Origin of the sequence: Nocardioides ginsengisoli (assembly GCF_039537225.1) — a bacterium.
Taxonomy (GTDB): Bacteria; Actinomycetota; Actinomycetes; order Propionibacteriales; family Nocardioidaceae; genus Nocardioides; species Nocardioides ginsengisoli.
In genome coordinates, this window is the sequence record NZ_BAABAC010000013.1 from 63,137 (window position 1) to 81,989 (window position 18,853).

The following is an 18,853-nucleotide window of genomic DNA, read 5'->3' on the forward strand; positions in this document are numbered from 1 at the left end:
CTGCCAGAGTCGTCGGGAACTGGCCCGTGCTCGCAGGCCACTTGTCACCCACGATGGTGCCATGAGCACCACACTGGAGCCCACCGACCGCACCCGGATCCGTCGCGGCCGCAACCGCGCCGTCGCCGACCGCACCGAGCTGCACGCGCTCCTCGCCGACGCGCTCGTCGCGCACCTCGGCGTCACCGTCGGAGACCACCCGGTGGTCCTCCCGACCGCCTTCGCCGTCGACGCCGACGGCCCGGACGAGGGCGGCACGCTCTACGTCCACGGCTCCGTCGGCGCCCGCTGGCTGCAGGAGGCGGGCGACGCGACCGTCTGCGTCACCGTCACCGAGCTCGACGGCCTGGTCGCCGGCCGCTCGGCCTTCCACCACTCGATGAACTACCGCTCCGCCGTCGTCATCGGCCGCGCCCGCGTCGTCACCGACCCCGCCGAGCGCCAGCACGCCCTCGACCTGATCGTCGACCACATGATCCCCGGCCGCTCCGCGACCCTGCGCCCCAGCACGCGCAAGGAGCTCGCGGCGACCGCGGTGCTCGCCGTACCGCTGCACGAGGCGTCGATGAAGGCCCGCGCGGGTGGTCCGGTCGACGAGCCGGAGGACGTCGCCGCGGGCATCTGGGGCGGCCATCTGCCGCTGACGCGGGTGGTCGGCGCGCCAGTCGTGGACCACCAAACGCCGGCCGAGGTCGCCGTGCCGGACGACGTCCGGGCACGCGCTCTGCACCGCGCGTGAGCATCCGGACGGCGCGGCGGCGTCAGCCGATCCGCTTGCCGAAGCAGCGCGAGAGCGGCGCGTCCCGGTAGTAGCCGAAGCCGGGCACCGGCTCGTAGCCGGCGCTCGTGTAGAGCGCGATCGCCTCGGGCTGCCGCAGCCCGGTCTCGAGGACGACGAGGTCGTGGCCGGCGTCGAGCGCGGTCCGCTCCAGCTCGGCGAGCACTCGGCGGGCCAGGCCGCGCCCACGACACTCCGGTACGACGAACATCCGCTTCACCTCGACCGCGTTGGCGCCCCCGAGCAGCCGCACCGGCGAGCGTCGCCAGGCGCCGGTGGCGACCGGGGCGCGGTCGTCGTACCCGACGAGGAAGACGCCCTCGGGCGGGTCGAAGACGCTCGGGTCGACGGGGCTCTCGTCGGGCGAGCCGTACCGCTCGACGTACTCGGCCTGGACGCGGGCGACGAGCAGCGCGGCGTCCGGGTGCAGGTACCCGACCGGGCGGAGGGCGAAGCTGGTGTCCATGCGGGTCCGTCGGTTTTCGGGCGTCGGGATGGGCCTGTCAGACTAGGTCCATCTCTGACAGCGTCGTCAGCCTGTCCCTCCCGCAACCTGCGATGAGAAGGTTTCACCGTGACTGACGCGATCGTGATCCCCGCCGACCTCAAGCCCGCCGACGGCCGCTTCGGCGCCGGCCCCTCGAAGATCCAGACCAGCCACCTCGACGCGCTGGCCGCCACGGGCGACACGCTCATGGGCACGTCCCACCGCCAGGCGCCGGTCAAGAACGTCGTCGCCCGCGTCCGCGAGGGCCTGGCCGCGCTCTTCGACCTGCCCGACGGCTACCAGGTGGTGCTCGGCAACGGCGGCGCGACGGCGTTCTGGGACGTCGCCACCTTCGGCCTGATCGAGCGCAAGTCGCAGCACCTGACCTTCGGCGAGTTCTCCGCGAAGTTCGCCAAGGCCGTCGAGCAGGCGCCGTGGCTCGACGCCCCGTCGGTCATCAGCACCGAGCCCGGCTCGCGTCCCGACCCGGTCGCCGAGGACGGCGTCGACGCCTACGCCTGGGCCCACAACGAGACGTCGACCGCCGTGATGGCGCCCGTCGTCCGCCCGGCCGGCGCGGCCGACGACGCGCTCGTCCTCATCGACGCCACCTCGGGCGCCGGCGGCCTGCCCGTCGACCTGCGCGAGACCGACGTCTACTACTTCGCGCCCCAGAAGTGCTTCGCCTCCGACGGCGGCCTGTGGATCGCGACGATGTCGCCCGCCGCCCTCGAGCGCGCGGCCCGGATCGGTGCGTCCGACCGGCACATCCCGGCCTTCTTCGACCTGCCGACCGCGATCGACAACTCGGCGAAGAACCAGACCTACAACACCCCGTCGGTCGCCACGCTCTTCCTGATGGCCGAGCAGCTGGACTGGATGAACGCCCAGGGCGGCCTCAAGGGCATGGTCGAGCGCACCACCGCGTCGTCCGACGCGCTCTACGGCTGGGCCGAGCGGACGTCGTACACGACGCCCTACGTCCCGGTCGCCGCGCACCGCTCGCTCGTCATCGGCACCATCGACTTCGACGACAGCATCGACGCCGCCGAGATCGCGAAGGTGCTGCGCGCCAACGGCATCGTCGACACCGAGCCCTACCGCAAGCTCGGCCGCAACCAGCTGCGGATCGCGATGTACCCGGCGATCGACCCGGCCGACATCGAGGCGCTGACCGCCTCGATCGACTACGTCGTCGGCGCGCTCTGACCGGCTCCGGTCAGGCGTAGACGTCGACCTGCGGGGCCCCGAGCGCGACCATCAGGTCGCGCCGGGCCGCGCCGGTGACGGCGCCCGGGGTGCTGAGCACCTCGGCGACCGAGCGCTGCAGGTCGCGGTGCTCGGAGAAGTGCCGCAGGGCCGCGCCACGCCACGCGGCGGCGTCCGGTCCGGCGCCCGCCGTCCGCGGCGAGCGGACCAGCCAGCCCGCGCAGAGCAGGGCGAAGGCCACCAGCAGTACGGCGGTCGTGAGCTCCATCGGCATCGGTCTGCTCCTCTCGGTGGGTCGGTGCTGGACCAACGACCTGCCGCGGAGCGGGTGACGTCCCCGTCGTGAATTCGGGACCGGGTCCCGGACGCTAGAGCCGGCCCGCGATCAGCTCGTACGCCGACCGCCCGAAGGCCACCATCCGCGCCAGCTCGACCTGGGTGGGCGTCGCGCGCAGGGTCTCCAGCGCCGCGTCGACGGCGTCCTCCTTGGGCCAGCCGTAGACGCCGGCGCTGACCAGCGGGAAGGCGATCGAACGCGCCCCGATCTCGTCGGCGACCTCGAGGGCACGGCGGTAGCAGGAGGTGAGCAGCGAGCGGTCGGTCTCGCCGGCGTTGCGGTTGGGGCCGACCACGTGGATCACCCACCGCGCGGGCAGCAGCCCGGCCGTCGTCCAGCCGGCGTCGCCGGTGGCCAGCCCGTGCGGGAAGCGGGCGATGCAGTCGGCCAGGATCTGGGGACCGCCGCCCCGGTGGATCGCGCCGTCGACGCCCCCGCCGCCCCGCATCGCGCGGTTGGCGGCGTTGACCACGGCGTCGACGTCCTGCTGGGTGATGTCGCCCTCGACGACCTCGATGTCCATCACTCGACGGTACGGAGCCGGACCGCGCACGGTCCACCCTCGACGAGCCCCTCGGCGGTGCGGACGGCCTTCTTCACCGGCAGCACGAACGTCTTCTTCTCGGCGCTCGGGAAGACCGAGGTGCGCCAGGTGCTGGCGCCGACGGTGACCTCGACCCGGACGCTGCCGAAGCCCTTGCGCGGGCCGGCCTCGTCGTCGACCGCGTCGGCGACCTCCTCGGGCAGGCTGACGAAGAACCAGGCGCCGCCGGTCTCCTCGTCGCGCGCCCACCAGCGCCACAGCTCGGCGGTGAACTCGTGCTCGGTCACGGGCCCGATCGTGTCACCGGCCACCGACAGCGCGCAGCAGCCGCAGCGTCGCCCGCTCCAGGTCGCCGCCACGCCGGACGGCGGCCCGGATCGTGCGGCCCTCCTCGTAGGCGTCGACGACGCGCGGGTCGACGTACGACGACCGGGCGAGCGTCGGCGTGTTGCCCAGCATGTCGGCGACCTCTCGCATGGCCGCGGCGACGGCCCGCTTCCGTGCGGCCTTGCTGGCGTCGGGGCCGGGCGCCTCCGACAGCTCGACGGCGGCGCGCACGGTGGCGTGCCAGGTCCGGAAGTCCTTGGCCGTCACGTCGAGCCCGCTGGTCTCCCGCAGGTAGTCGTTGACGTCGTCGGCCCGTACGTCGAACAGCCGCGTGTCGGCCCGCCGCCGGCGTCGGCGGCGGTCGATCGCCTCGATCGCGATCTCGTCGCCGATCTCGACGTGGTGGTCGATGCCGGACTTGCCGGTGAAGTCGAAGACCAGCAGCTCGCCGGAGCGCCGTACGTGCCGGCGCTCCAGGGTCGTGAGCCCGAAGGAGCCGTTCTCGGACGCGTAGACGTCGTTGCCGATCCGGAAGCAGCCCAGGTCGATCAGGCGGACGGCCAGCGCGCACGTGCTCGCCGTGTCGATCACGTCGCGGTCGAGGTCGGCGAGCACCCGCTCCCGCACCTGGGGCAGCCGCTGGCCGAGCAGCCGCGCCCGCTCGTACTTCTCGCGCGAGCGCCGCTCGACCCACGCCGGGTGGTAGAGGTACTGGCGCCGTCCGGCGTCGTCGGTGCCGACCACCTGCAGGTGGCCGTGGGGGTGGGTGCAGATCCACACGTCGGTCCAGGCCGGCGGGATCACCAGCTCGCGACAGCGCGCGGCGTCGTCGTCGCCCAGCCGGGAGCCGTCGGCGTCGAGGTAGACGAACCCGCGCCCGGCCCGGCGCCGGGTCCAGCCCGGCTCCTCCGGTGAGCTGCGCCGCAGGCGGGGCATGTCAGCCTCGCCTCCGCGCCCGGGCGAGCAGGCCGAGCAGGACGACGAGCGCCCCGCCTCCGGCGGCCCACGGCCACCAGACGTGAAGGGCCTCGGGGTCGTGGTCGGTCACGGTCGTCGGCCGCGCCTCGGCGGGCGCGGTCTCGTCCAGGGTCGGTGTCGGCGTCGGTGTCGGCGTCGGCGTCGGTGTCGGCGTCGGTGTCGCCGCCGGTGTCGGCGTCGGCAGGGCCACGCGCAGCACCTCCGCGTCGACGCCCTCCGAGCTGAGCAGGGCGGTCCGCCCGTCACCCTCGATCGCGAGCCCCTCCCCCTGCCGCTGGACCGGCAGGTCGAAGCGCTCGACGCGGCGCAGCCCCGGCCAGGTGTAGATCGCGGCCTGTCCGTAGTTGCGCAGCACCAGGTGCCGGCCGTCGGGGAGGAAGGCTCCGTCGGTGGCGATGCCGAGGACCTCGCCGACCGGCTCCAGCCGGTTGGGGCGGTCGGGGTCGAGAGTGGCGGGCGCGGCGTACATCCGCCCGATGAACTCCTTGGCGACGACGTACAGCCGGCCGGTCGCCGGGTCGGCGAGCAGGCTCTCGGCGTCGTGGGGGCCGTCGGGGTAGACCAGCTCGTAGCGGTGGGCACGGACCGTCCGCTCGCCCCGCCCGAAGGGCACCTTCGAGACGACGACGTGGTCGCGCTTGCCCTCGTTGTCACCGATGTCGCCGACCCACACGAAGCCCTTGCCGGCCGGCGCGAGCGCCTCGTCGTCGATGGCGTCGCCCTGCCAGTGCGTCATCCCGACGGTCCGGCCGGTGCGCGCGTCGACGGTGAAGATCCGGGCGGTGTCGCCGGAGTCGTTGACGCTGACGACCAGCCCGTCCTGCGCGACCAGGCCGCTCGACTCGTCGATGGCCGTGTCCTGGAAGGCGAAGACGGGCGTGCCCGGGATCGGCTCGACCGCCGCGCCGGGCGTCAGCAGCCCGACCGCGAACGGGACGGGCAACAGCAGGAGCAGGAGCCTCTCCACGCGGGTCACCGTCCTGCGAGCAGCTCCCCGAGGCGCGGGCGGACGCCCCATGCGGCCACGAGGTCGTCGTACTCGCTGGTGTCGGCGGGCGTGCCCTTGCGCGCCGTCCGCACCGCCCGGAGCAGGGTGTTGCGCGGCGTGTGCTGGCTGTCGACGAACTCGATCACGTCGACCCGGTACCCCTCACGGCGCAGCAGCAACGCCCGCAGTGCATCGGTGAGGGTGTCGGCGAAGCGCTCGCGCAGGATGCCGTCGCGCACCAGCGAGGTGTACGGCGCCGGCGCGGGCGCCGCACGCAGCTGGGCGGCGATGTCGTGGTGGCAGCAGGGCGCGGCGAGCACCAGCGGGGCACCCCAGTCGATCGCGCGGGCCAGCGCGTCGTCGGTGGCGGTGTCGCAGGCGTGCAGCGCGAGGACGACGTCGGGCTGCTGGTCGAGCACCGCGTCGCCGATCGTGCCGGCGACGAAGGTGGCGTCGATGCCGAGCCGCTGCGCGACGGCGGAGTTGTGGTCGCGCGACTGCTCCTTGACGTCGACCCCGGTCACCCGGACCGGCAGCCCGCGCCGCTCGCTGAGGAAGCGCTGCGCGGCGAACGTCAGGTAGCCGTTGCCGCAGCCGAGGTCGACGATCCGCAGCGGCTCGTCGGCGGTGGGCCGACGGACCTGGCTCTTCGCGATCGCGTCGGTGAGCGTGCTGTCGAGGATGCGGAGGAAATCCTCGACCTGGCGGTACTTCGCGCGCCGGCTCGGCTTGATCCGCCCCTGCGCGTCGGCCAGGCCCAGCGCGGCGAACACCGGGTCGTCCTCGGGCAGCAGCCGTTCCTTGGTCCGGTCGTGGCTGCGGTCGACGCTCGCGTCGGCGGCGGCCGTCTGCGGCTGGTGCTTGTGCAGCGCGGCGGCGCCCTTCTTCGTCACACGCAGCGACAGCTGGCGCTCGGGCGTCTCGACCGTCCAGTTGCCGAACGGCTCGGCGAGCAGCGCGTCGATCGCGGCGTCGGCGTCGGCGCCGATCCGGTGGTTGGCCGTGTGGGCCTGGGTGGCGTCGTACCGGGTGATCTGCAGGTGCCGCCCCGCCTTGAGGTCGACCCACCGCAGCTCGACGCGGCGCCACGCGGGCACCGCCGTACGACGGCGCCCGGACGCGACCGCCCGCACCAGCCGGTCGTCGGCCAGCAGGTCGGCGCGGATCTCGGCCAGGCCGTCGTCGAGGGAGGCCGTGCTCACTGGAGCAGCGCTGCCACGACGACGATGAGCAGAAGCGCCACCAGCGCAGCCGGGATGATCAGTCGGCGGTGGCGAGGATTCACCCGGCAATCCTACGGGTCGCGCGCCGCCCGAACGTCAGGGCGGCCTGCCGCTTGTAACTCGGTGTTCGTTCATCCACCACGGTGGATCGTCATCCACCGCGGTAGATCGTCACCCACCACGGTGGCTCGTCACCCACCACGGCGGATCGTCATCCACCACGGTGTCGTTACCGGTCACGACCCCGTGGCGGATCCCCGAACACCGAGTTACAAGCGGTCACGCCCACCTCACCAGTGCTCGAGCGAGGCCCCGATGATCCCCGCGAGGTCCTCGCCCCGGACCTCCTTCGGCGCCGTCGCCAGCAGCCGCTGCTGCTGCAGCGCCCCGTCGACCAGTACGTCGACGTCGCCCGCGCCGTAGCCGACCGCGGCCAGACCGTTGGGGATGCCGATGTCCTGCATCAGCCCGGCCAGCACGGCCGGCAGCACATCCCGCCCGGCCGAGACGGAGACCCCGGGCGAGAGCAGCGACGCTGCGCGCAGGTGCCGCTCCGGCGCCGCGTCGAAGGTGAACCGGAAGGCCTCCGGCGCGGTCAGCGACACCGCCATGCCGTGCGGCACCATCGGCTCGTCCTGCGGATAGTCGGCCGGGCGGAAGTCCCGCACCCGCCCGGCGATCGGGTACGCGTTGGCGTGCGGGATGTGGACGCCGGCGTTGCCGAAGCCCAGCCCGGCGAAGGTCGCGGCGAGCGCCATCTGCTCGGCCGCCTCGGTGCCCGACGCCCCCTCCCGCGCCTGCCGTACAGCGGCCCGGAACGCCGTCGCGAGCAGGCCCAGGGCGCGCTCCGACCAGAGGTCCGCGATCGGGTTGGCGCCGCAGTACGGCACCCGCTGCTCGGGCTGCTTCGCGTCGAACTCGCCGTACCAGCGCGCGGTGTAGCTCTCCAGCGCGTGGCACAGGATGTCCATCCCCGCGGCGGCGAGCACGCCGGGCGGCTGGGTGGCGGAGAGTTGAGGGTCCACGACCGCCAGCCGGGGGCGCAACGCGGCGTGGCTGATGCCGGTCTTCACCTTCAGCGCCAGCACGTCCATCACGCAGATCGTGGTCGACTCGGCGCCCGTCCCGGTCGTCGTCGGCACGGCGACCAGCGGCAGCACCGGCTGCTCGGGCGCGCGGGCCTTGCCGATCGGCGCGTTCACGTAGTCCATCAGCTCGCCCGGGTTGGTCACGAGCAGCGCGACCGCCTTCGCCGTGTCGATCGCCGAGCCGCCGCCCACGGCGACGACCGCGTCGAAGGGCCCCTCGGCGCGCGCGAAGGCGACCGCCTCCTCCAGCGAGGCGTCGGTCGGCTCGACCCGCGCGCCGTCGTACACGACGACGGACAGGTCGCGGGCGCGCAGGCCGTCGGCCACCCGCTCGGGATGGCCGGTCGCGGCCACTCCGGGGTCGGTGACGAGCAGGACGCGACGCGCGTCCCACGCGCGGACGTCGTACCCGATCTCGGCGGCGGCGCCGCGCCCGAACTTCAGCGCGGGAGCGGCGTAGGTGAAGACGGTCTCGGCGGTCATCCGGGGACAGTATCGCCGGCGGCCTCGATCGCGGCGCGCACCGAGCCGTAGACCTTCAACCGGCCCGCCGCGACGTCGGCGAGCGGGACCCACGCGACGCCGTCGGTGGTGCCCCCCTCCTCGACGACGTGCGGCTCCCCCGGCCCGACCTCGGCGCGGTAGATGACGCCGATCGCGTGGAAGTCCTCCTCGCGGCCGTTGGGCGCGGTTCCGGTGAAGTGGTGGTCGAGGACGGTCAGCAGCGAGGTCGCGTGCCCGTCGAGCCCGCACTCCTCGCCGAGCTCGCGGTGGATGGTCTCGGTCGGCGACTCGCCGTGGTCGACGCCGCCGCCGGGCAGGTGCCAGGTGCCGGGGTCGGGTGCGAGCGCGGAGGTCCGGGTGAGCAGGATGGCGCCGTCGCGGACGACGTACGCGTAGGCGGCCGTGCGCTGTCGCTGCCGCACCCGGTACGCCGTGAGCGCGTCGGTCACCAGGCTCACCGTGGGCAGCGACCCGTCGAGGACCTTGGCCAGCGGCTGCCACGCCGCCTCGGCCGTCGAGCCGTCGACCTCGGTCACGTGCGGCTCCGGCGAGTCCGCCGGCACCCAGCCCTCGTAGACGATCCGGACCGAGTGCGCGTCGACCCGCCGCCCGCGCCGCCACGAGTCGGCGACGTGCATCGAGTAGACGTGGGCGGTCTCGTCGACCTGGGCGCGCAGCCCGGTCTCCTCGTAGACCTCGCGTACGACGGCGTCCCGCGGGTCCTCGCCGTGGTCGACGCCGCCGCCGGGCAGGGACCACAGCTCCTTGCGGGTCACCCGCTCGGAGAGCCGCGACAGCAGGATCTGGTCGCCACGGACGATGACGGCGTACGCCGCCAGCCGCTGCACCCGCTGCCCCATCACCGTCTCCTGTCGTTCTGCCCCCACCCTATTGGTCGGCGACCAGCTCACTCATGGTCGGCAGCGCGGCGAGAGGCGCGTCACCGGCAGCTTGCTGCCCCCGCCGCGCCGCAGACGCGCTCGACCCATCTCAATTGAAGGGCGGGCGGGCGTCCTTGGCGAGCGATCGGCGACCCGCCCAGCGCCACACCCGCGCGGCCCGGTCGCGGTCCTCGTCGGTGACCAGGTTGCCCATCCAGCGCAGTGCGAGCGTCATCAGCAGGTCGGAGCGCATGCCGACGGGGCCCAGCGCGGGCAGCAGCTTCGGGACGGTGACCAGCCCGGCGAGCCGGCGCGCGATCGAGAAGGACTCGCCGTAGTGGTCGCGCAGCAGCTGCGGCCACACCGCGCCGAGGTCGGCGTCGTCGGCGAGCAGCTCGGCGACCAGCCGGCCGGTCTCGAGGCCGTAGTCGATGCCCTCGCCGTTGAGCGGGTTGACGCACGCGGCGGCGTCGCCGATGAGCGCCCAGTTGCGTCCGGCGACGTGGGAGACCGCGCCGCCCATCGGCAGCAGCGCGGACGTCGGCGCCCGCAGCTCCTCACCCAGGCCGAACTCGGTGCGCAGCCGGTCGGCGTACAGCTTCATCAGCGGCTTGATCGCCACGTCGGCCGGCCGCTTCGCCGTCGCGAGCGTGCCCGCGCCGAGGTTGACCTCGCCGGAGCCCGCTCCCAGCGGGAAGATCCAGCCGTAGCCGCTGAGGATCTCGTTCTGCTCACCGCGCAGCTCGAGGTGCGAGCTGATCCACGGGTCGTCGGCGCGCGTCGAGGTGACGTACGAGCGCCCGGCGACGCCGTAGACGGTGTCGCGGTGCCACTCGCGCCCCAGCACCTTGCCGAGCGGCGAGCGGACGCCGTCGGCGACGATCAGCCGCTTGCAGGCGACCTCACGGCCGTCCTTGAAGACGACCGCGGCGACCCGCTCGCCGGCCATGCGTACGTCGACCGCGCGGGCGCCGTCGAGACCCGTCGCGCCCGACTTGAGCGCGGTGGTGCGCAGGTGGTCGTCGAGCTCGGTGCGCGCGACCGCGCTGCCCCAGTCCGGGAGGTTGCCGCCCGGCCAGGGCAGGTGCAGCGTCTGGCCGAAGCCGTGCGCGCGCAGCCCCTGGTTGACGGTGTGTGCGCGCACCCAGTCGCGCAGCCCGAGCCGCTCCAGCTCGCCGATCGCGCGCGGGGTGAGTCCGTCGCCGCAGGTCTTGTCGCGCGGGAACACCGCCGCGTCGGCCAGGACCACGTCGAGCCCCGCGCGGGTCGCCCAGGCGGCGGCCGCGGAGCCGGCCGGGCCGGCGCCCACGACGAGGACGTCGGTCTGCAGAGGAGCGCTCACCCCGCGATTCTCGCAGGCGGGTGCCTCAGACCCGCTTGCGGTACGCCGTGTGGCTGATCAGGTGCACCGCCGGATTGCGGCAGCCCGTCGTCCGGTGCGCGATGAACTGCGACCGCGTCGCATTCGGCACGTAGACCCGGAAGCCGTCGACCGGGTGCGGTCGGCAGGTCGCGCGCGGGTAGTTCTGGGCCACGGTCTCGTCGACCCGGCTCACCGCCCGCTGCCCAGGCCGCAGCACGAAGAAGGTCGCCGTCCCCTGGCGCGTGGCCGGCGCGCCGACCTGGGTGCCGTTGCCGTACCCCACGTACGACAGACCGCCGAAGCCGCCGGTGCGGCACGCGTGCCCGGAGACGTTGACCAGCACGATCTTGCCGAAGCGGTGCCCGGCGCCGTTGTCGGTGGCGCGGTAGCGGGCGTGCAGGTCGGCATTGCGGCAGCCGGGGACGGCGGCCTGGGTCGCGGCGGCCTGGGTCGCAGGCGCCGGGACGGCGAGAGTCCCTGCCAGCGCGAGGAGCGCGGCGGCAGGCAGAAGCAGGATCCTGTTCATACCGAGTGGGACGCCGAGCATCCCGGATCGGTTGCCATCAGCCCCCGGCAGCCCGAAAAATGCCGGAAGGCCCTCCCGAGCGGTGCTCGGGAGGGCCTGCCGTACGCCGGCGTCAGTTCTGGTAGGAACCGAAGTCGAAGTCGTCCAGCGCCACGGCCTGGCCCTGGTTGCCGAACTCGTAGTCGTAGGACTCGTAGCCCGTGACGGCGTACGCCGCGGCGCGCGCCTCCTCGGTCGGCTCGACCCGGATGTTCCGGTAGCGCTCCAGGCCGGTGCCGGCCGGGATCAGCTTGCCGATGATCACGTTCTCCTTCAGGCCACGCAGGCTGTCGGAGCGGCCGTTGATCGCGGCGTCGGTGAGCACGCGGGTGGTCTCCTGGAAGGAGGCCGCCGAGAGCCACGACTCGGTCGCGAGCGAGGCCTTGGTGATGCCCATGAGCTCGGGACGCCCCGAGGCCGGCTTGCCGCCCTCGGAGACCACGCGACGGTTCTCCTCCTCGAAGAGGACCCGGTCGACGAGGTCGGACGGCAGCAGGTTGGTGTCACCCGACTCGAGCACCGTGATCCGGCGCAGCATCTGCCGCACGATGATCTCGATGTGCTTGTCGTGGATCGACACGCCCTGCGACCGGTAGACCTCCTGGACCTGGTCGACGAGGTGCTGCTGGGTACGGCGGACGCCGAGGATGCGCAGCACCTCCTTCGGGTCCTCGGTGCCGGCGGTGAACTTGTCGCCGACCTCGACCCGGCCGCCGTCCTCGACGAGGAGGCGCGAGCGGCGGGAGACGGGGTACTCCTTGACGTCGCTGCCGTCGTCGGGGGTGACGACGATGACGCGCGCCTTGTCGGTCTCCTCGATCTCCACGCGGCCGGCGGCCTCGGAGATCTGCGCGTGACCCTTGGGGGTCCGCGCCTCGAAGAGCTCGACGACGCGGGGCAGACCCTGCGTGATGTCGTCGGCCGACGCCACACCACCGGTGTGGAAGGTACGCATCGTCAGCTGCGTGCCGGGCTCACCGATCGACTGGGCCGCGATGATGCCGACGGCCTCGCCGATGTCGACCAGCTTGCCGGTGGCCAGCGAGCGGCCGTAGCACTTGGCGCAGGTGCCGGTGCGGGCGTCGCAGGTCAGCACGGAGCGGACCGTGACGGTCTCGATGCCGGCCGCGATCAGCTCGGCGATCTTGACGTCGCCCAGGTCCTCGCCTGCGGCGGCGAGGATCTCGCCGGTCGCCGGGTGGGCGATCTCCTTGGCGGCCGAGCGGGCGTAGGCCGCGGTCTCGGCGTTCTCGTCCTTGACGACGACGCCGTCCTCGCCCTTGACGCCGATGACCTTGGGCAGGCCACGCTCGGTGCCGCAGTCGTCCTCACGGATGATGACGTCCTGCGACACGTCGACCAGACGCCGGGTCAGGTAACCCGAGTCGGCGGTCCGCAGCGCGGTGTCGGCCAGACCCTTGCGGGCTCCGTGCGTGGAGATGAAGTACTCCAGGACGGACAGACCCTCGCGGAAGTTGGCCTTGATCGGGCGCGGGATGATCTCGCCCTTCGGGTTGGCCACCAGACCACGCATGGCGCCGACCTGGCGGATCTGGTTGAAGTTACCCGAGGCGCCCGAGTAGACCTGCATGTAGATCGGGTTGGACGGCTGAGCCTTGAAGGCCTCCTCCATCGCGTCACCGACCCGCTTGCCGGCCTCGGTCCAGATCTCGATGAGCTCCTGGCGGCGCTCGTCGTCGGTGACCAGACCGCGCTCGAACTGCTTCTGGATCTTGGCGGCCTTGTCCTCGAAGCCGGACAGGATCTCGATCTTGTTGTCGGGGGTGACGACGTCGTCGATCGAGACGGTCACACCCGAGCGGGTCGCCCAGTGGAAGCCGTTGTCCTTGAGCGCGTCCAGGGACGCCGCGACCTCGACCTTGCTGTAGCGCTCGGCCAGGTCGTTGACGATCGCGCCGAGGCGCTTCTTGCCGACCTCCTCGTTGACGAACGGGTAGTCCGCCGGGAGGGTGTCGTTGAAGATCGTGCGGCCCAGCGTGGTCTCGACCAGCACCGGCTCGCCCTGCACGGCGCCGTCGACGACGACGTCGGTGAGGCGGATCCGGACCCGGTTCTGCAGCGAGATCTCGTTGCGGTCGTAGGCCATGATCGCCTCGGCCGGGGACGAGAAGGAGCGCAGCTCGCTCTTGCCGTCGACCTCGATGCGGGCCTCGCCGCGCTCGGTGGTCAGGAAGAACAGGCCGATGATCATGTCCTGGGTCGGCATGGTCACCGGACGGCCGTCCGACGGCTTGAGGATGTTGTTGGTCGACAGCATCAGGATCCGCGCCTCGGCCTGGGCCTCGGCGGACAGCGGCAGGTGCACGGCCATCTGGTCGCCGTCGAAGTCCGCGTTGAAGGCGGTGCAGACGAGCGGGTGGAGCTGGATGGCCTTGCCCTCGATCAGCTGCGGCTCGAAGGCCTGGATGCCGAGGCGGTGCAGGGTCGGCGCACGGTTGAGCAGCACGGGGTGCTCGGTGATGACCTCTTCGAGGACGTCCCACACGACCGGGCGGGCGCGCTCGACCATCCGCTTGGCGGACTTGATGTTCTGCGCGTGCGACAGGTCGACGAGGCGCTTCATCACGAACGGCTTGAACAGCTCGAGCGCCATCTGCTTCGGCAGACCGCACTGGTGCAGCTTGAGCTGCGGACCCGACACGATGACCGAACGGCCCGAGTAGTCGACGCGCTTGCCGAGCAGGTTCTGACGGAAGCGACCCTGCTTGCCCTTGAGCATGTCGGACAGCGACTTCAGCGGCCGGTTGCCCGGGCCGGTGACCGGACGACCACGACGGCCGTTGTCGAACAGCGAGTCGACGGCCTCCTGGAGCATCCGCTTCTCGTTGTTGACGATGATCTCCGGCGCGCCGAGGTCGAGCAGCCGCTTGAGGCGGTTGTTGCGGTTGATGACGCGGCGGTAGAGGTCGTTGAGGTCGGACGTCGCGAACCGGCCACCGTCGAGCTGCACCATCGGGCGCAGGTCCGGCGGGATGACCGGGACGGCGTCGAGGACCATGCCGACCGGCTTGTTGCCGGTCTTGCGGAAGGCCTCGACGACCTTGAGGCGCTTGAGCGCGCGGACCTTGCGCTGACCCTTGCCGGTGGCGATGGTCTCGCGCAGGCTCTCGACCTCGGCGTCGAGGTCGAAGTCCTGCAGGCGCCGCTGGATCGCCGTGGCGCCCATGTGGCCCTCGAAGTACTTGCCGAACCAGTTCTTCATCTCGCGGTAGAGGACCTCGTCACCCATGAGGTCCTGCACCTTGAGGCTCTTGAACGTGTCCCAGACCTCCTCGAGGCGGTCGAGCTCGCGCTGGGCGCGGTCGCGCATCTGCTTGAGCTCGCGCTCGGCGCCGTCGCGCACCTTGCGGCGCTGGTCGGCCTTGGCACCCTCGGCCTCGAGAGCCGCGATGTCCTCCTCGAGCTTCTTGGTCCGGTCCTCGAGGCCCGTGTCGCGACGGCGCTCGATGGACTGACGCTGGAGCTGGATCTTGCCCTCGAGGTCGGACAGGTCGCGGTGGCGCGCCTCCTCGTCGACGGCGGTGATCATGTAGGCCGCGAAGTAGATGACCTTCTCGAGGTCCTTCGGGGCCAGGTCGAGCAGGTAGCCGAGGCGGCTCGGGACACCCTTGAAGTACCAGATGTGGGTGACCGGCGCGGCGAGCTCGATGTGGCCCATCCGCTCACGGCGGACCTTCGAGCGGGTCACCTCGACGCCGCAGCGCTCGCAGATGATGCCCTTGAAGCGGACGCGCTTGTACTTGCCGCAGTAGCACTCCCAGTCCCGGGTGGGACCGAAGATCTTCTCGCAGAAGAGGCCGTCACGCTCCGGCTTGAGCGTGCGGTAGTTGATGGTCTCCGGCTTCTTGACCTCGCCGTGGCTCCACGTGCGGATGTCGTCCGCGGTGGCCAGGCCGATCTGAAGCTGGTCGAAGAAGTTCACGTCGAGCACGATGGCTGCAACCCTTCGTTGGTTCTAAGAAAAGTGAAGTTGGTTGGGGCGGTCCGGGATGACGCGCGAAGCGCGGCTGCCTTCCGTCTCGGGAAGCAGGCGCTTCGCGCGCTTCCCGATCACACCTCTTCGACCGAGCTGGGCTCGCGACGGGACAGGTCGATGCCGAGCTCCTCAGCAGCGCGGAAGACGTCTTCCTCCGCGTCCTTGAGCTGGATGGCGGAGCCGTCCTGCGACAGCACCTCCACGTTGAGGCAGAGCGACTGCATCTCCTTGACGAGAACCTTGAATGACTCCGGGATGCCCGAGTCGGGGATGTTCTCGCCCTTCACGATGGCCTCGTAGACCTTGACGCGACCGGGCACGTCGTCGGACTTGATCGTGAGCAGCTCCTGGAGCGCGTAGGCGGCGCCGTACGCCTCCATGGCCCACACCTCCATCTCGCCGAACCGCTGGCCACCGAACTGGGCCTTACCGCCCAGCGGCTGCTGCGTGATCATCGAGTAGGGGCCGGTCGAGCGCGCGTGGATCTTGTCGTCGACCAGGTGGTGGAGCTTGAGGATGTACATGTAGCCGACCGAGACCGGGTCCTTGAACGGCTCGCCGGAGCGACCGTCGAACAGGCTGGCCTTGCCGTTCTCCTTGATCATCCGCTCGCCGTCGCGGTTGGGGAGCGTCTGGCCGAGCAGGCCGATGATCTCGTCCTCGCGGGCGCCGTCGAAGACCGGCGTGGCGACCTTCGTGTTCGGCTCGGCCTTGTCGGCGCCGATCGCGGTGAGGCGCTTGGCCCACTCCTCGTTCTGGACGTCGGCGCCCAGGTGCCAGCCCTGCTTGCCGAGCCAGCCGAGGTGGAGCTCGAGGATCTGGCCGATGTTCATACGACGCGGCACGCCGAGCGGGTTGAGCACGACGTCGACCGGGGTGCCGTCCTCCATGAACGGCATGTCCTCGATCGGCAGGATCTTCGCGATGACGCCCTTGTTGCCGTGACGGCCGGCGAGCTTGTCACCCACGGAGATCTTGCGCTTCTGCGCGACGTAGACGCGGACCAGCTGGTTGACGCCCGGCGGGAGCTCGTCGCCCTCCTCGCGGTCGAAGACCCGGACGCCGATGACCGTGCCGGACTCACCGTGCGGGACCTTCATCGAGGTGTCGCGGACCTCGCGCGCCTTCTCACCGAAGATCGCGCGGAGCAGGCGCTCCTCGGGGGTCAGCTCGGTCTCGCCCTTGGGGGTCACCTTGCCGACGAGGATGTCACCGGTGGTGACCTCGGCGCCGATGCGGATGATGCCGCGCTCGTCGAGGTCGGCGAGCATCTCCTCGCTGACGTTCGGGATGTCGCGGGTGATCTCCTCGGGGCCCAGCTTGGTGTCGCGGGCGTCGACCTCGTGCTCCTCGATGTGGATCGAGGTGAGGACGTCCTCCTGCACCAGGCGCTGGCTGAGGATGATCGCGTCCTCGTAGTTGTGGCCCTCCCACGGCATGAACGCCACGAGCAGGTTGGTGCCCAGCGCCATCTCGGCCATGTCGGTGCACGGACCGTCGGCGATCGGCGAGCCGGCCTCGACCCGGTCGCCCGCCTCGACCAGCGGACGCTGGTTGATGCAGGTGCCCTGGTTGGAGCGCTTGAACTTCGCGAGCCGGTACGACGAGTAGCTGCCGTCGTCGTTCATGGTCTCGACCAGGTCGGCGGAGACGTCCTTGACCACGCCCGCCTTGGTCGCGACGACGACGTCACCGGCGTCGACCGCGGCACGGAACTCGATGCCGGTGCCGACGATCGGGCTGTCGCTCTTGATGAGCGGCACGGCCTGACGCTGCATGTTGGCGCCCATGAGCGCGCGGTTGGCGTCGTCGTGCTCGAGGAAGGGGATCAGGGCGGTCGCGACCGACACCATCTGGCGCGGCGAGACGTCCATGTAGTCGACCTCGTCGCCCGGGATCTCGGAGACCTCACCCTGGCGCAGGCGCACGAGCACCCGCTCCTCGGCGAACTTGCCGTTGGCGTCGAGCGCGGCGTTGGCCTGCGCGATGACGTAGCGGTCCTCGTCGTCGGCGGTGAGGTAGTCGATCTGGTCGGTGACGATGCCGTTCTCGACCTTGCGGTAGGGCGTCTCGACGAACCCGAACGGGTTGATCCGGCCGTAGGAGGCCAGCGAGCCGATCAGACCGATGTTGGGGCCTTCGGGCGTCTCGATCGGGCACATGCGGCCGTAGTGCGACGGGTGGACGTCACGGACCTCCATGCCGGCGCGGTCACGGGACAGACCGCCGGGGCCGAGCGCGGAGAGACGACGCTTGTGCGTCAGACCCGCGATCGGGTTGGTCTGGTCCATGAACTGCGAGAGCTGCGAGGTGCCGAAGAACTCCTTCAGCGCCGCGACCACGGGACGGATGTTGATCAGGGACTGCGGCGTGATCGCCTCGACGTCCTGGGTCGTCATCCGCTCGCGCACCACGCGCTCCATGCGGGCCAGGCCGGTGCGGAGCTGGTTCTGGATCAGCTCGCCGACCGTGCGCATGCGGCGGTTGCCGAAGTGGTCGATGTCGTCGGCGAGGACGGGCAGGTCCTTGCCGTCGGAGTCCTTGCGGATCTCCCCGCCGATGGCGGCGACGTAGGGGTCGTTGTTGTGCAGCTGGACGATGTACTTGATCGTCGCGACCATGTCGGCGATCGTCATCGTCTGCTGGTCGAAGGCCTCGTGCGAGCCGAGCTTCTTGTTGACCTTGTAGCGGCCGACCTTGGCGAGGTCGTAGCGCTTGGGGTTGAAGTAGTAGTTCTTCAGCAGCGTGAGCGCGGCCTCACGCGTCGGCGGCTCGCCGGGACGGAGCTTGCGGTAGATGTCGAGCAGGGCGTCGTCGGGGCCCTGGGTGTTGTCCTTCTCCTCGGTCAGCTGGATCGACTCGTACTGACGGAGGTCGGCCATGACGGCCTCGTAGTCGTACTCCTCGCCGGTGTCCTCGGCGATGGCCTGGAGGGCCTTGAGCAGGACCGTGACGTTCTGCTTGCGCTTGCGGTCGAGGCGGACGCCGACCATGTCGCGCTTGTCGATCTCGAACTCGAGCCACGCGCCGCGGCTCGGGATCAGCTTGGCGGTGAAGATGTCCTTGTCGGACGTCTTGTCGGCGGTGCGCTCGAAGTAGACGCCCGGCGAGCGGACGAGCTGCGAGACGACGACGCGCTCGGTGCCGTTGATGACGAAGGTGCCCTTGGGCGTCATCAGCGGGAAGTCGCCCATGAAGACCGTCTGGCCCTTGATCTCACCGGTCTCGTTGTTGGTGAACTCGGCGGAGACGTAGAGCGGGGCGGAGTAGGTGAGGTCCTTCTCCTTGCACTCGTCGACGGTGTACTTCGGGTCGTAGAAGACCGGGTTCTCGAACGAGAGCGACATCGTCTCGGAGAAGTCCTCGATCGGCGAGATCTCCTCGAAGATCTCCTCGAGGCCGGACTTGTCGGAAGCGTCCTGGCCCTCGGCCCGACGGGCCTCGATCCGGGACTTGTGGGCCTCGTTGCCGATCAGCCAGTCGAAGCTGTCGGTCTGGAGGGAGAGGAGCTTCGGAAGTGCCAGGGGCTCCTGGATCTTCGCGAACGAGATGCGGGACTTACCGGGGGTGGTGCGCGCGGCCAA

At 71.3% G+C, this 18,853-nt stretch carries 15 protein-coding genes; 2 read left to right on the plus strand and 13 right to left on the minus strand.

The genetic code is table 11. The features are described 5' to 3' along the window. Window positions 1-61 precede the first annotated feature (61 nt). The gene (locus AB4880_RS06765; protein ID WP_367918453.1) at window positions 62-739 is read left to right on the plus strand and encodes a pyridoxamine 5'-phosphate oxidase family protein; all 678 of its coding nucleotides are present in this window, start codon (window positions 62-64) and stop codon (window positions 737-739) included. Window positions 740-761: 22 nt separating this feature from the next. On the opposite strand, the gene AB4880_RS06770 is transcribed toward AB4880_RS06765, so the two are convergent. Next, window positions 762-1,244 (minus strand): GNAT family N-acetyltransferase, encoded by a 483-nt coding sequence (locus AB4880_RS06770; RefSeq protein ID WP_367918454.1) that lies wholly within the window; start codon window positions 1,242-1,244, stop codon window positions 762-764. A gap of 108 nt (window positions 1,245-1,352) precedes the next feature. Between AB4880_RS06770 and serC the strand changes: the two genes are divergently transcribed. After that, window positions 1,353-2,474 (plus strand): phosphoserine transaminase, encoded by a 1,122-nt coding sequence (gene serC, locus AB4880_RS06775; protein WP_367918455.1) that lies wholly within the window; start codon window positions 1,353-1,355, stop codon window positions 2,472-2,474. A gap of 10 nt (window positions 2,475-2,484) precedes the next feature. Here serC and AB4880_RS06780 read toward each other — a convergent pair whose 3' ends face one another. From AB4880_RS06780 to rpoB, 12 genes are all read right to left on the minus strand, one after another. Then, on the minus strand, window positions 2,485-2,748 hold the full coding sequence (locus AB4880_RS06780) for a hypothetical protein (RefSeq protein WP_367918456.1): 264 nt from the start codon (window positions 2,746-2,748) through the stop codon (window positions 2,485-2,487). Between the two features lie 94 nt (window positions 2,749-2,842). Continuing rightward, the gene (locus AB4880_RS06785) at window positions 2,843-3,337 is read right to left on the minus strand and encodes an O-acetyl-ADP-ribose deacetylase (protein ID WP_367918457.1); all 495 of its coding nucleotides are present in this window, start codon (window positions 3,335-3,337) and stop codon (window positions 2,843-2,845) included. Further along, window positions 3,334-3,642, minus strand: coding sequence for a DUF1905 domain-containing protein (locus AB4880_RS06790; RefSeq protein ID WP_367918458.1), 309 nt, complete (start codon window positions 3,640-3,642; stop codon window positions 3,334-3,336). Before AB4880_RS06790 ends, AB4880_RS06785 begins: the two co-directional genes overlap by 4 nt. A 13-nt stretch (window positions 3,643-3,655) precedes the next feature. After that, on the minus strand, window positions 3,656-4,618 hold the full coding sequence (locus AB4880_RS06795; protein ID WP_367918459.1) for a DNA topoisomerase IB: 963 nt from the start codon (window positions 4,616-4,618) through the stop codon (window positions 3,656-3,658). Between the two features lies 1 nt (window position 4,619). After that, entirely contained in the window at window positions 4,620-5,627 is a 1,008-nt protein-coding gene (locus AB4880_RS06800; protein ID WP_367918460.1) for a hypothetical protein, read from the minus strand. A gap of 5 nt (window positions 5,628-5,632) precedes the next feature. After that, window positions 5,633-6,850, minus strand: a complete 1,218-nt coding sequence (locus AB4880_RS06805) for a class I SAM-dependent methyltransferase (protein ID WP_367918461.1) — start codon at window positions 6,848-6,850, stop codon at window positions 5,633-5,635. A gap of 311 nt (window positions 6,851-7,161) precedes the next feature. After that, on the minus strand, window positions 7,162-8,442 hold the full coding sequence (locus AB4880_RS06810; protein WP_367918462.1) for a hydroxyacid-oxoacid transhydrogenase: 1,281 nt from the start codon (window positions 8,440-8,442) through the stop codon (window positions 7,162-7,164). Beyond that, window positions 8,439-9,323 (minus strand): NUDIX hydrolase, encoded by an 885-nt coding sequence (locus tag AB4880_RS06815; RefSeq protein ID WP_367918463.1) that lies wholly within the window; start codon window positions 9,321-9,323, stop codon window positions 8,439-8,441. The genes AB4880_RS06810 and AB4880_RS06815 overlap by 4 nt, the downstream gene beginning before the upstream one ends. Before the next feature lie 130 nt (window positions 9,324-9,453). After that, window positions 9,454-10,686, minus strand: coding sequence for a geranylgeranyl reductase family protein (locus AB4880_RS06820; RefSeq protein ID WP_367918464.1), 1,233 nt, complete (start codon window positions 10,684-10,686; stop codon window positions 9,454-9,456). Window positions 10,687-10,711: 25 nt separating this feature from the next. Next, complete coding sequence (locus AB4880_RS06825; protein ID WP_367918465.1) at window positions 10,712-11,233, minus strand: DUF4232 domain-containing protein; 522 nt, start codon at window positions 11,231-11,233, stop codon at window positions 10,712-10,714. A gap of 112 nt (window positions 11,234-11,345) precedes the next feature. Next, window positions 11,346-15,224 (minus strand): DNA-directed RNA polymerase subunit beta', encoded by a 3,879-nt coding sequence (locus AB4880_RS06830; RefSeq protein WP_367918466.1) that lies wholly within the window; start codon window positions 15,222-15,224, stop codon window positions 11,346-11,348. A gap of 119 nt (window positions 15,225-15,343) precedes the next feature. Further along, the gene (rpoB, locus tag AB4880_RS06835) at window positions 15,344-18,853 is read right to left on the minus strand and encodes a DNA-directed RNA polymerase subunit beta (RefSeq protein WP_367918467.1); all 3,510 of its coding nucleotides are present in this window, start codon (window positions 18,851-18,853) and stop codon (window positions 15,344-15,346) included.